This is a genomic window from Brevundimonas sp., from assembly GCF_036400995.1.
In the GTDB taxonomy this organism is placed as follows: Bacteria; Pseudomonadota; Alphaproteobacteria; order Caulobacterales; family Caulobacteraceae; genus Brevundimonas.
This window is the reverse complement of record NZ_DASWWG010000038.1, coordinates 42,684-55,576: the sequence shown is the minus strand read 5'-3', so window position 1 is coordinate 55,576 and position 12,893 is coordinate 42,684. Positions and strand designations below refer to the sequence as shown.

Below are 12,893 nucleotides of genomic sequence, written 5' to 3'. Positions count from 1 at the left end.
GGGGTCCGGCGCGCGCGGTTCGGGCTCCGGCGCCGGGGCAGGGGGCTCGCCCGTCTTCACGGGCGCATCCGGCGCGGTCTGCCCGCAGCCGCCGGGCGAACAGGCGGTCAGCAGCAGCAGGGCCGCCAGCGGCGCGGCGCGCCTCACGCCCCGCCTCCGATCAGCACCAGTCCGGCGGCGAAGCTCACGGCGTCGGCTTCGGTGCAGCCCGGCGCGGCCTGGGCCTCGCAGATGAAGCTCACATTATAGGCGGCGCCGAACCGGCTGAAGGCGACGTCGACCCCGTATTCGGTCCGCTCGGTCCGGATGTCGGTCAGTCCCACCTGCCGGGCCGCGCCGAGCGCCTGTCCCAGCCCCGCCGGCTGTCGCACGGCCGCCCGCGTCACCGGCGCGGCGGTCCGGGGCGGGGCGGAGGGGGCGGGCGCGGCCGACTGGAAGGCCTTGGTCGCGCCGTAGATCTCGATGATCTGCTCGCCGCGCTCGATCACCAGCATGTAGTGCCGGTCGCCGGTAAACAGCCGGGCCCCGCCCAGCAGCGCCGGATCGGCCGGGGCCAGCACCGGGACGGGCGACGACTGGGCCAGTTGCAGCACGGCCGCGGACTGTCGCTGTTGCCTGAGAATCGCCTGGCTGCGCGTCGCCAGCGGGTCCTGCCGGGCCTGCGCCAGCGCCGCCGCCTCGACCCGGTCTCTGGGCAGGTCGACCTGGGTCGCCGCCATCGGCGGGACCGGCTGCTGTTGCGATGAACTGACGCCCGCGACGACCGCCATTGCGATCACCGCCGCGCCGCCGAGCCAGCGTCGATACCTCATGAGCCCGCCTCCGCATTCACCATATCAGCGATATGCGAAGGAGGCGATTCCGGATCGGGGGCTTACTCGCCCATGATCTCCTGGAGGCTGATGCGCCCGGCGCGGTAGTCGCCGGTCACCTGCAGGGCGGTGGCGCAGGCGTCCGACGGCGTCGGCTGGATCGCGCAGCCCTGTTCGAGGACACGCACCATCATCTCGACGCCGCGGGCCTTGGCCCAGTCGGACGAGTCGTTGTTCAGCGCCTGGCCGGCGGCCTCCCACTCGGGCGAGGACATGGGATTGCCCGGCTGCAGCTGGTCCAGCGGGACGTGGCGGGCGACGACCGCGGCGATGCGGGCGCCGATATCCTCGGCGGTCGAGGCGGCTTCCTTGTCGAAGGCGACGCGCAGGGCCGCCAGTTCCCGTTCCGACACCGGCAGTTCCGCCGTGGCGCTCCAGATCGGCTCGATGGTGCTCGCGGCCATCTCGTCCAGCATCGGCTGGAGCAGGCGACGGGCGGCGGCCTCACGCTCGGCGAGGTCGGCCTGCGGCGCGGCGAGCGACGGCCCGGCGGCGAGAAGGAGCGCGGCCGCGACGGCCAGTGATCTGAACATGATGACATCCCCCGGATTGCCCGTGTTGTGTCGGCGAGCGGTGATCCGATGTCCAGACTTGCTTTCCGGGCCCATCCCGACTAAACGGCCCGCGCACTTCGCACGTGGGCGTGGTGCTTTCGGGGGAGAAATCCTCGTCAGCACCGTTCCGAGGGGCCATCCGGTCCTTTAACCGCCCACGCAACGTCTATCGGAAAAAGGACAAGACGATCATGGCTCTGCCTGAATTCTCCATGCGTTCGCTGCTCGAAGCCGGCGCGCACTTCGGTCACCAGACCCACCGCTGGAACCCGAAGATGGACCGCTACATCTTCGGCGCCCGCTCGAACATCCACATCATCGACCTGTCGCAGACCATCCCGCTGCTGCACCAGGCCCTGGTTGAAGTCCGCAACGTCGCCGCCAAGGGCGGTCGCGTCCTGTTCGTCGGCACCAAGCGCCAGGCCGCTGACCCGGTCGCCGAGGCCGCCAAGCGCTGCGCCCAGTACTACATGAACAACCGCTGGCTCGGCGGCACCCTGACCAACTGGAAGACGGTCTCGGGTTCGATCGCCCGCCTGCGTGAACTGGACGCCCTGCTGGAAGCCGGCGGCGAAGGCCGCGTGAAGCGCGAGCTGCTGAGCCTGCAGCGCGAGCGTGACAAGCTGGACGCCTCGCTGGGCGGCATCAAGGACATGGGCGGCATCCCGGACATCATGTTCGTCATCGACACCAACAAGGAGTCGATCGCGATCCAGGAAGCCCGCAAGCTGAACATCCCGATCATCGCGATCCTGGACACCAACTCGGATCCGGACGGCATCACCTACCCGGTCCCGGGCAACGACGACGCCGCCCGCGCCATCCAGACCTACTGCGACCTGATCGCCGACGCCGTCCTGGACGGCCTGGCCGCCGGCGCCGGCGCTGCCGGCGTCGACCTGGGCGCCTCGGTGAACCCGGACGAGCCGATGCTGCGCGCCTCGGCCGAGCCGGCCGTTGCTGACGAAGCCGCCCAGGAAGCGACCTCGGAAGCCAACGACGCCGTCGAAACCGACCAGGCCGCGGTCTGAGGATCGCACCGCGGCTTTCTGTGAAAGCCGTGCGTTGAACTGACACACGGCCCGGCTAACAGCCGGGCCGTTACCGCATACGAATACCCCTCCAAGGAGACTGAACATGGCCGAGATCACTGCCGCCCTCGTCAAGGAACTGCGCGAGCGTTCGGGCGTCGGCATGATGGACTGCAAGAAGGCCCTGCAAGAGAACGACGGCAACATCGAAGCCGCGATCGACTGGCTGCGCGCCAAGGGCCTGTCCAAGGCCGCCAAGAAGGCTGACCGCGTCGCCGCTGAAGGCCTGGTCGCCGTCGCGTCGAAGGAAGACGGCAAGGGCGAAGTCGCCGCCGCCATCGAATTCAACGCGGAAACCGACTTCGTCGCCCGCAACGAGCTGTTCCAGAACGCCGCCAAGCAATTCGCCCAACTGGGCCTGGAGCACCACACCGTGGAAGCTCTGCACGGCGCTGAACTGGAAGCCGGCAAGACCGTCCAGGACGAAGTCACCAACATGATCGCCACCATCGGCGAGAACATGCAGCTGCGCCGCGCCGCCCGCCTGTCGGTGTCGGAAGGCGTCGTCTCGACCTACGTCCACAACGCCGTCTCGCCGGGTGTCGGCCGCATCGGCGTGCTGGTCGCCCTGGAAGGCGAAGGCGACAAGGCTGTGCTGCGCGAGCTGGGCCGCAAGATCGCCATGCACGTCGCCGCCACGGCGCCGCTGTCGCTGAACACCGACGACCTGGACCCGGCCGCCATCGAGAAGGAACGCGCCGTTCTGATCGAAAAGGCCAAGGAAGAAGGCCGTCCGGAAGCCATGATCGAGAAGATCGTGGAAGGTCAGATCAACAAGTTCCAGAAGGACGTCGTGCTCTCGAAGCAACCGTTCGTCATGGACCCGGACGTGACCATCGAGCAGCTGGTCGCCAACTCGGCCAAGGAACTCGGCTCCTCGAACCTGCACCTGGCCGGCTTCGTCCGCCTGGCGCTGGGCGAAGGCGTCGAGAAGGTCGAAGGCCCGGACTTCGCTTCGGAAGTCGCCTCGATGATGGGCGGCAACTAAGCCGTTCGTCCTTCGGGACTGAAATCAGGCCGGCGCTCGAAAGGGCGCCGGCCTTTTTCTTTGGTCAGTTCCAGAACTTCCACCAGGGCCGCGGGGCGACCACCACCTCAGGCAGACCGGTTCCCGACACGGCGTGCTGGTACACGCCAGGGACGGGCTCTTTCAGATGTGCCGGGCGGGGAAACGGCTTGGGCTCGCGCAGCAGCAGAACGTGCACCAGAAAATCCAGCAGTTCGGCCTGATAGTCCGCGCTGCTCGTCCCGACGACGCTGGCCGCGCAATACGCCTCCACTACGACCTTGCTCTCGCCGTCATCTTCGATCCTGAACCGATAGACGCCCTGTCCGGTCCAACTGCGGTGCAGGAAGACACTGTGGTCCTCCAGATAGGCGAACCATTTGTCTTCCATGACCTCCGGAATGACGCCCTGCGCCAGCTTCTCGTATTGCGAGCGGGTAAAGACCGCCTTGTACGGGATGGCGACCACCTCCTCGAAGGGGAGGCGTTTCCAATCATCCGGCCTGGCGGTCATCGGCGGCCCTTCCTTGCCCATCGAACGCCTGCACTCTGACGCCATCCGCTGTATGTTGTCCCGCCCAAACCTGACTCGGAGTCCCCCGGTGAAAGGCCCAGACTATTTCCTCGAGCCTGACGATGAAGACGGCGGCGGCTATGACGCCGACGACTGGTCCCGCCTGACCGCCTTCGCCGGGCGCATCGCCACGCTCGACGACGTGCAGGCCAAACAGGCCGTGTTCGCGCTGGACGACACCGAAGACCCGCGCGTCATCGACATGGAGCTGCCCCAGCCGGTGATCTGGTGGGAGGAGGGCGGCGAACAGGCCGCCGTGGCCGTGCAGGCCGAGAGCCACATCGGGCCCGAGGGCGACGAGATGGACGTGCTCGGCCTGATCCTGCCCGACGGCTCGGCCGCGGTGGCCCTGCTGGAGGACTGTGATCTGGTCGACGACACCGATCCGGTCTGGCGCAAGCTGGTCGAGGACGCGATCGACATGGACGACGCGACGGACTGACGCGTTCCGCACGTTCTTCCTTTGCACAACGGTCAGGCTTGGGGTCCTATCGCCGCCGTTCCGTGATTCAGGGGAGTTTCCATGCGTCTTGCCGCCTTGTTGTCCGCCACCGCCCTTGCCTTGACCGCGCCCATGGCCGCGGCCCCGGCGCTGGCCCAGTCGCCCGATCTCGTCGCCATCAACGGCATCATCGATCAGGGCTTCAACCACAGCGAGGTGATGAGCACCGCGGGTTATCTGACCGACCGTATCGGCGGCCGCATGACCAACTCGCCCCAGATGCGCCAGGCCGAGGCCTGGACCGCTCAGCGCTTCCGCGACTGGGGCCTGACCAACGTCCGCGCCGATCCGTTCGACTTCGGCCGCGGCTGGTCGGTCGTCCGCTCGAGCGTCCGCATGGTCGAGCCGCGTCCGCTGGACCTGCGCGCCATCCCGATCGCCTGGACCCCGTCGACGAACGGCGTGGTGCGCGGCGAGGTGATCGTCGCCCCGATGAGCAGCGCCGCCGACTTCGCCAAGTGGCGCGGCAAGCTGGCCGGCAAGATCGTACTGGTGTCGCGCCCGAACGCCGGCTCCGAGCCGACCGATCCGGCCTTCCGCCGCCTGACGGCCGAGGACCTCGAGAACGCCGGCAACGTCTACAACATCCCCAACCATTCGGCCCAGTCGACCGACAGCCTGCGCGGCCCGGACTTCGCCCGCCAGCTGGACGCCTTCCTGCAGGAAGAGGGCGCCCTGGCCTGGGTCCGCATGTCGCAACGTGACGGCGGCCTGCTGCACGGCAACGGCACCGGCTACCGCATGGACGACCAGCGCCGCACCCCCGGCCTCGAACTGGCCGCCGAGGACTACCGCCGCCTGTGCCGCCTGGCCCTGACCGAGGACGCCAAGCCCACGCTCGAGCTGATGAGCGAGGTCCAGTTCCACGAGGAAGACACCAACGGCTACAACATCCTGGCCGACATCCCGGGCACCAGCCGTTCGGGCGAATATGTGATGGCCGGCGCCCACCTGGACAGCTGGGCCGCCGCCGACGGCGCTGTCGACAACGCCGCGGGCAGCGCCGTGGTCATGGAGGCCGCCCGCATCCTGCGCGCCCTGGGCGTGCGTCCCAAGCGCACCATCCGCTTCGCCCTGTGGAGCGGGGAAGAGCAGGGGCTGTGGGGCTCGCTGGCCTACACCGACCGCTATCTGGCCACCCGCGCCCCCCTGGGCGACGAGGCGCTGGACGCCCTGCCGAACAACCGCACCTGGCGCCAGCGCTGGCCGATCCAGCCGCGTGAAGGCCACGGCTCGCTGGTCGCCTACTTCAACCTCGACAACGGCTCGGGCAAGATCCGCGGCATCAACGCCGAGGGCAATGTCGCCGCCGCCCCGATCTTCGCCCAGTGGCTGGAGCCCTTCCACGCCATGGGCGCCGAGACGGTGTCGATGCGCACCTCGGGCGCGACCGACCACGTCTATATGCAGACCGTCGGCGTCCCCGGCTTCCAGTTCATCCAGGACCCGCTCGACTACGGCGCGCGCCTGCACCACACCTCGATCGACACCTACGATCACATGCGCGCCGAGGACCTGCGTCAGGCCGCCGTCATCCTGGCGACCTTCCTGCTGAACGCCGCCAACTCGGACGAGCCGCTGCCGCGCATGCCGATGCCGACCCGGCCGACCCCGACGGACCCGTTCCCGTTCCAGTAGGATCGAACTGAAGACTGACATGAGGGCGTCGCGGCGAAGGCTGCGGCGCCCTTTCTCTTTGAGCGGCCCCGCGACACAGTCTAAACCCGCCCTCATGATCGGAAGACTGAACCACGTCGGGGTCGCCACCCCCTCCATCGAGGCCAGTGTCGCCCTGTATCGCGACCTCCTCGGCGCCACGAAGGCTCATGAGCCGTTCGACCTGCCGGCCCAGGGGGTGCGGGTCTGCTTCGTCGACCTGCCCAACAGCCAGATCGAATTCATCGAACCGCTCGGCGATGACAGCCCGATCCACGGCTTCCTGGCCAAGAACCCCAAGGGCGGCCAGCACCACATCTGTTTCGAGGTCGAGGACATCCTCGCCGCCCGCGACGCCCTCAGGGCGAAGGGCGCGACCATCCTCGGCACGGGCGAGCCGCGCATCGGCGCCCACGGCACGCCGATCATCTTCCTGCATCCGAAGGACATGGGCGGCGTCCTGGTCGAGCTGATGGAAACCCCGAAGGACGGAGACCACTGATGCCCATCGGCCCGCTGACGATGTTCGCCATCTATGTCGTGGTCTGGTGGACGGTGCTGTTCGCCGTCCTGCCCCTGGGCATGAACCAGCAGGGGCAGGAGAAGCCGACCGACGGCGCCCAGTGGGGCGCGCCCGAGAACCCGCAGCTGAAGAAGAAATTCATCACCACCACCTGGGTCTCGGCCATCGTCTGGCTGGTGATCATGGTCATGGTCTTCTTCGGCTGGATGCCCCTGCCGCCCATGGCGCCGCCGGTCTAGGGGAGGGCGCATGACCGACCGTCTCTACCTGCTGAACGCCGACTGGCACGACGACGCCGGCGGCCCGTGGTTCTGCCCGGCGGGCGCCTTCGTCGAGGGCATGCTGTCCTTCTATCCGGTCCTGCGCGAGCAGCTCCTGATCACCTATCTGGATCACCCGCGGCCGCGCCCGCCGGTCATCGCCGAGGTGGGCGAGGATCACCAGAGCTGCCCGCTGCTGGTGCTGGACGGCGGCTTCGACTGGCCCGACGCCGCGACCAGCGCCGCCACCGGCCGCCGTTTCCTCCAGGATCACGCCATCGCCCCGTATCTGGCGGCGCGCTACGGCATCGGATTGCCTCATCCCTGAGGGATTAGGGTCGAGGTTCGAGGGGCGAGGACGGATCAAGGGTTGGAACACGGGGCGCCTTCGCGCCTTCTTCCTTCCCTCGGCCCTCGAACCTCCTCCCTCGACCCCAGTCCGGCCTAGCTTTCGCCCCCACGTCCCGGCTACATCAGCCGTTCCCACGCCTGTTCTCGCGGATTCCCGACCATGCGCCTGTCGCGCTACTTCCTGCCCACGCTGAAAGAGGCGCCTTCGGACGCCCAGATCGTTTCCCACCAGCTGATGCTGCGCGCCGGCCTGATCAAACAGGAAGCGGCGGGCATCTACGCCTGGCTGCCGCTGGGCCTGCGGGTGCTGCGCAAGATCGAGCAGATCGTCCGCGAGGAGCAGGTCAAGGCGGGCGCCGTCGAGCTGCTGATGCCGACCCTTCAGCTGGCCGACCTGTGGCGCGAGTCGGGCCGCTACGACGCCTACGGCCCGGAGATGCTCCGCATCACCGACCGCCACGAGCGCGAACTGCTGTACGGCCCGACCAACGAGGAGATGATCACCGACATCTTCCGCGGCTTCGTGAAGTCCTACAAAGCCCTGCCGCTCAACCTCTTCCACATCCAGTGGAAGTTCCGCGACGAGCGCCGTCCGCGCTTCGGCGTGATGCGCGGCCGCGAGTTCCTGATGAAGGACGCCTACTCGTTTGACATCGACGAGACCGCGGCCCGCGTCGCCTACAACCGCATGTTCGCGGCCTATCTCAACACCTTCGCCCGCCTGGGCCTGAAGGCGGTGCCGATGCGCGCCGACACCGGCCCCATCGGCGGCGACCTGTCGCACGAGTTCATCGTCCTGGCCGACACCGGCGAGAGCGAGGTCTTCTGCGACCGCAAGCTGGTCGAGATGGCCGCCCCGGGCCACGACTTCAGCCCCGAGGCCGTACAGGCCGTCTTCGACGAGCGCACCGCCCTGTACGCCGCCACCGAGGAAATGCACGACGCGGCGGCCTTCGAGGCCCAGACCGCCGAGGGCGACCGCCTGTCGGCCCGCGGCATCGAGGTCGGCCACATCTTCTATTTCGGCACCAAATACTCCGCCGCCATGAAGGCCAACGTCCAGGGTCCCGACGGCAAGGAGGCCCCGGTGCACATGGGCTCCTACGGCGTCGGCGTGTCGCGCCTGCTGGGCGCCATCATCGAGGCCAGCCACGACGCGGGCGGCATCATCTGGCCGGACGCCGTCGCCCCGTTCGACGTGGTGGTGATCAACCTGCGCGCCGGCGATGAAGCCGTCTCGGCCGCCTGTGAGGACGCGGTCGCCAAGCTCGAGGCCGCTGGCAAGGACGTCCTCTACGACGACACCGACGAGCGCCCGGGCGGCAAGTTCGCCACCGCCGACCTGATCGGCGTGCCCTGGCAGCTGACCATCGGGCCCAAGGGTCTGGCGGACGGCGTGGTCGAACTGAAGCGCCGGGCCACCGGCGAGAAGCTGTCCCTGCCGCTGGACGAAGCCATGTCGAGGCTCATCGGATGACCAACGCCGCGCCGGCCGCCCAGCCGACGAAGCCGACGAAGCCCGCGGGTCCCTTCTCCGCCTGGGAGCTCGGGCTGGCCTTCCGCTACCTCCGCGCCAAGCGCAAGGAGGGCGGCATCGCCCTGATCGCGATCATCTCCTATGTGGCCATTGCACTCGCTGTGATGGCCCTGATCACGGTGATGAGCATCATGGCCGGCTTCCGCGCGACGCTGTTGGACCGGATGCTGTCCTTCAACGGGCACATGTACGTCTCCGGCGACCTGCTGCGCTCGCCCGAGCGGGACGCCGCGGTGGCCCGGCTCAAGGCCGTGCCGGGCGTGACCTTCGTCACCCCCATGACCAACGACCAGAGCATCGTCCGCGCGGGCGGGGCGACCACGGGCGCCATCGTGCGCGGCGTGGCGCCCGGCGACCTGAAGTCGATGTCCTATGTCTACGACAGCCTCGCCGAGACCCCGGCCGCCCTGCGGAGCTTCGGCCAGGGCGAGCACGGCGGTGACAACGTGCTGATCGGCAAGGCGCTGGCGGAGGGCCTCGGCCTGCGCGTCGGTGACCCGATCACCCTCTATTCCCCCACCGGCGCCACCAGCGCCTTCGGCAATCTGGGCGGTCTGGAGAAGACCTACCGCGTCGGCGGCGTGTTCAGCTCGGGCACGGCCGACTTCGACCAGGCCTTCATCTTCATGCCGCTGGAGCAGGCCCAGCTCTTCTACGGCAAGGATTCCGTCTGGGACGTGATCGAGCTGAAGATCGCCGAGCCCGACCGCGTCGCGTCCCTGCGCGCGCCCGTCCAGCAGGCCGTCGGCCGCAGCGGCATCGTCACCGACTGGCGCGACCGCCTGGCCGCCTTCTGGGGCGCGCTCAAGGTCGAGCGCGTGGCCATGAGCATCATCCTCGGCCTCGTCGTCGCCATCGCCGCGCTGAACATCATCTCCGGCATCGTCATGCTGGTGAAGAACAAGACCCGCGACATCGCCATCCTGCGGACGGTCGGGGCCAGCCAGTCGTCGATGCTGCGCGTCTTCTTCCTGTCCGGCGCCATGATCGGCGTGGCGGGGACCCTGACCGGCCTGCTGCTGGGCCTGCTGTTCTGCCTGAACATCGGCTCGATCCAGCACTTCCTCGAAGGCCTGTTCCGGGTCCAGCTGTTCAACGCCGACGTCTACATGCTGGACGCGGTTCCGGCCCTGGTCGACCCGACCGATGTCTTCTGGGTCACCGTCTGGTCCTTCTTCATGAGCTGCGTCGCCGGGCTGATCCCGTCCTGGCAGGCCGCCAAGCTCGATCCGGTCGAGGCCCTTCGTTATGAGTGAGACGACCGTGGCTCCCGTCCTTTCGGCCCCCGTCCTGTCGGTCCGCAACCTGACCCGTACCTACGATACCGCCACCGGCGGTCTGACCGTGCTGCGCGGGGTGAACCTCGACATCATGCCGGGCGAGATCGTCGGCCTGATCGGGCCCTCGGGCTCGGGCAAGTCGTCGCTGCTGCACGCGGCGGGCCTGCTGGAGCACCCGACCGAGGGCGAGGTGAAGATCGACGGAGAGGCCGTCGCCGACCTCAGCGACCGCGAGCGGACCCGCATCCGGCTGGACCGCATCGGCTTCGTCTACCAGTTCCACCACCTGCTGCCCGAGTTCGACGCCCGCGATAACGTCGCCCTGCCGCTGCGCATCGCCGGCTGGAAACAGGCCGATGCCCGCGTCCGCGCCGGGGAGCTCCTGACCGGGCTCGGCCTCGGCGATCGCCTGACCCACCAGCCGTCCCAGATGTCGGGCGGCGAGCGCCAGCGCGTGGCCGTGGCCCGCGCCCTGGCCAACCGTCCGCGCCTGCTGCTGGCCGACGAGCCGACCGGCAACCTCGATCCGGCCACCAGCCAGACCGTGTGCGAGGCCCTGCACGACGTGGTCAAGCAGACCGGCGTCGCCGCCCTGATCGCCACCCACAACATGGAGCTGGCCGGTCACATGGACCGCGTCTTCGCCATCAAGGACGGCCATCTGGAAGAGCGTCCGGCCGAAAGCCACGAGTACTAGAGCGAAATCGGTTGAGTTGGACGCAGTCCAACTCAGCTCAGATTTCGCTCCAGCATAATTCTGGAGCCTGATTCACGGCATCAGCGGAATCGCGAAGCGATTCCACCTCAGCCGATCAGGCTCTAGGCAGACGGCGCGCGCCGTCGCACACTCGACCTGCGCAGCCTTGGGGGGAAGTCGCGGATGACGTTCATGATCGGCCTTGCGGCCCTGAGCCTCCTGACGGGCCAGGCGGAGAACCCGACCGGGGACTTCCGCGTCGTTGCGCGTCAGGCGGACGGGGTGATGAACATCGACGCCGCCTCCTGGAGCCGGGAAGGGGACGTCGCCCGCGCCCGGGGCGCCGTCTATCTGCGGGTGTCGGCCGAGCGCCGCGTGGTCGGTTTGGGCGACATCCAGGTCAACTGCGCCGACAGCACCATCCGCGCGGCGGGCGGGGCCTTCTACGAGACCGACATGACCTTCATCATGCCGCGCGAGCCCGAGACCCAGTGGTACCCGATCAACACCGCTGGCGACCGCAAGATCGTCGACTTCATGTGCGGCAGCGATGAAGGCCGCCGCGCCTCCATCCGCGAGCGCTACAGCGACGTCCGCGCCGGGTTCGCCGTTCTGGACCGGTAGGGCGGATCGCGCGGCCGCTGGGCGAAAGCCTGAAAGAGCGCTCGGCGGCGAAGGGGAGTAGTAAGCGGGAGGCGCGTAGCCAAATGGACAAGGCTCAAATCAAAGCTTTGTTTCACCAACGTGTTCTCGGCGCGTACGAACGCTATCGTGACCTCCGAGATGCTCGCAGAACAGGCATGAATCGGCTAAAGGCCGCCGCCCTTGAGCTCGCTACAGCGCTGCACCACTTCCCAGAGCTTCTTCCGACAAACCTCGGCTGGCGGCCGTTGCAATCCGCCGAACTGACTTTCGTAGCGGAGCTATCGAACGCGGCAAAACACGGTGTTCGAGAACGGGGGAAGCAGACCTACGTCAATCGCCTTGATTCAATCAATGAAGTCGCGATTGAGACCCTCTATGAAGACGAAATTGGTCGATACTCGGACGCAGAAGTTCGGGTGATTGTGTCGTGCCTGGACGGAGAGCAGCGAGATGCAGATCCATTTCTGATCTCATCGCTCAATCAGTGGATTGCATATCTATCCAATCTCAATGTCACGCCGGCTCTCGAGTTGATCAGCCCTCCATTCCCAGGTTCGGCCATCGTCCTCAGAGAGAACATTCGTTCATGTGTCGTAGAGGTCAATCTACAGACCGACCTCAGCTCCACCTTTCAGCTGCAACGTTTCGATCCAGTCACGTCAACATCTCATGCCCTTCCCCGCGAGGGCGGAGATTTCCAGTTCAGAGTGTACGCTCCCCCGCCCGTTGAGCTCGTACTGACGCTGACGAGCGGCGATGGAAGCCAGAAAGTTGAGGCTGCGATTATCCTGACTGCCGCCGAAGCCGCCGATCTGCGCGTGGCCGACAAGCTGGGACTCAGAGAAGCGATGATGGCCAAAATTGCGGATCATCGCCGAGAGGAAATTCAGGCAGTGATTTCGCAAAAGCTTCAGGCCTTGACGCGAACAGAATGAGAACATAGAACATACCCGGAACATCAATCCGGGAGCGGTCTTATGGCGCGTTGGGTTCGGGAGTCTTTGTCGCTGGCCTCGTGCGCCGGGTTCGTGCTGCTGGTCTGGCAAGCGGTCCTGCTTCTGCCGGCGGCCTGAACCGGAAGGGGTGAAAGTGCACGCCGAATTGGGCGCGAAAGTGCACTGTGCACATTCTTCGCCTCTCATGTTTTCAAAGGCTTGAGACCAATTTGTGCACGATGTGCACTCCGTTTTTTCCAGAGTGCACATTTCGGCGTTCGACCCTTTCGGCCCATCCACAAACCATCCCCCGTTGGCTGGGGCGTTCAGGCGGTTTCCGGTGTTTCCGGCGGGCCGGATGTGAGACTCGGTTCACCATGTGCGGATGGCGGACGAACGGAGTGACGGCG

At 67.3% G+C, this 12,893-nt stretch carries 15 protein-coding genes; 12 read left to right on the top strand and 3 right to left on the bottom strand.

Going from position 1 to position 12,893, the window contains the following annotated elements; all coding sequences use genetic code 11:
* Positions 1-143: 143 nt before the first annotated feature.
* Positions 144-812 (bottom strand): hypothetical protein, encoded by a 669-nt coding sequence (locus tag VGE03_RS05310; RefSeq protein ID WP_331045431.1) that lies wholly within the window; start codon positions 810-812, stop codon positions 144-146.
* 62 nt (positions 813-874) lie between these two features.
* Positions 875-1,405, bottom strand: a complete 531-nt coding sequence (locus VGE03_RS05305) for a hypothetical protein (protein WP_331045430.1) — start codon at positions 1,403-1,405, stop codon at positions 875-877.
* Between the two features lie 212 nt (positions 1,406-1,617).
* Between VGE03_RS05305 and rpsB the strand changes: the two genes are divergently transcribed.
* Both rpsB and tsf read left to right on the top strand, forming a co-directional pair.
* A complete protein-coding gene (gene rpsB / locus VGE03_RS05300) occupies positions 1,618-2,457 on the top strand; it encodes a 30S ribosomal protein S2 (RefSeq protein ID WP_331045429.1) in 840 nt (279 codons plus the stop codon).
* Between the two features lie 106 nt (positions 2,458-2,563).
* On the top strand, positions 2,564-3,505 hold the full coding sequence (gene tsf, locus VGE03_RS05295; protein WP_331045428.1) for a translation elongation factor Ts: 942 nt from the start codon (positions 2,564-2,566) through the stop codon (positions 3,503-3,505).
* A gap of 64 nt (positions 3,506-3,569) precedes the next feature.
* Here tsf and VGE03_RS05290 read toward each other — a convergent pair whose 3' ends face one another.
* Positions 3,570-4,058: a hypothetical protein gene (locus tag VGE03_RS05290; RefSeq protein ID WP_331045427.1), complete on the bottom strand. Its 489-nt coding sequence runs from the start codon at positions 4,056-4,058 to the stop codon at positions 3,570-3,572.
* Positions 4,059-4,125: 67 nt separating this feature from the next.
* Between VGE03_RS05290 and VGE03_RS05285 the strand changes: the two genes are divergently transcribed.
* From VGE03_RS05285 to VGE03_RS05240, 10 genes are all read left to right on the top strand, one after another.
* On the top strand, positions 4,126-4,539 hold the full coding sequence (locus tag VGE03_RS05285; protein ID WP_331045426.1) for a hypothetical protein: 414 nt from the start codon (positions 4,126-4,128) through the stop codon (positions 4,537-4,539).
* 81 nt (positions 4,540-4,620) lie between these two features.
* On the top strand, positions 4,621-6,237 hold the full coding sequence (locus VGE03_RS05280) for a M20/M25/M40 family metallo-hydrolase (RefSeq protein ID WP_331045425.1): 1,617 nt from the start codon (positions 4,621-4,623) through the stop codon (positions 6,235-6,237).
* Between the two features lie 94 nt (positions 6,238-6,331).
* A complete protein-coding gene (gene mce, locus VGE03_RS05275) occupies positions 6,332-6,757 on the top strand; it encodes a methylmalonyl-CoA epimerase (RefSeq protein ID WP_331045424.1) in 426 nt (141 codons plus the stop codon).
* Entirely contained in the window at positions 6,757-7,017 is a 261-nt protein-coding gene (locus VGE03_RS05270; RefSeq protein ID WP_331045423.1) for a DUF1467 family protein, read from the top strand. Before mce ends, VGE03_RS05270 begins: the two co-directional genes overlap by 1 nt.
* Positions 7,018-7,027: 10 nt before the next feature.
* Complete coding sequence (locus VGE03_RS05265) at positions 7,028-7,366, top strand: DUF3088 family protein (protein ID WP_331045422.1); 339 nt, start codon at positions 7,028-7,030, stop codon at positions 7,364-7,366.
* A gap of 183 nt (positions 7,367-7,549) precedes the next feature.
* A complete protein-coding gene (gene proS, locus VGE03_RS05260; RefSeq protein ID WP_331045421.1) occupies positions 7,550-8,866 on the top strand; it encodes a proline--tRNA ligase in 1,317 nt (438 codons plus the stop codon).
* Complete coding sequence (locus tag VGE03_RS05255; RefSeq protein WP_331045420.1) at positions 8,863-10,182, top strand: lipoprotein-releasing ABC transporter permease subunit; 1,320 nt, start codon at positions 8,863-8,865, stop codon at positions 10,180-10,182. Before proS ends, VGE03_RS05255 begins: the two co-directional genes overlap by 4 nt.
* Positions 10,175-10,903 (top strand): ABC transporter ATP-binding protein, encoded by a 729-nt coding sequence (locus VGE03_RS05250; protein ID WP_414644892.1) that lies wholly within the window; start codon positions 10,175-10,177, stop codon positions 10,901-10,903. The genes VGE03_RS05255 and VGE03_RS05250 overlap by 8 nt, the downstream gene beginning before the upstream one ends.
* 183 nt (positions 10,904-11,086) lie before the next feature.
* Positions 11,087-11,527: a hypothetical protein gene (locus VGE03_RS05245; protein WP_331045418.1), complete on the top strand. Its 441-nt coding sequence runs from the start codon at positions 11,087-11,089 to the stop codon at positions 11,525-11,527.
* An 83-nt stretch (positions 11,528-11,610) separates the two neighbouring features.
* The gene (locus VGE03_RS05240) at positions 11,611-12,483 is read left to right on the top strand and encodes a hypothetical protein (RefSeq protein ID WP_331045417.1); all 873 of its coding nucleotides are present in this window, start codon (positions 11,611-11,613) and stop codon (positions 12,481-12,483) included.
* Positions 12,484-12,893: the final 410 nt, after the last annotated feature.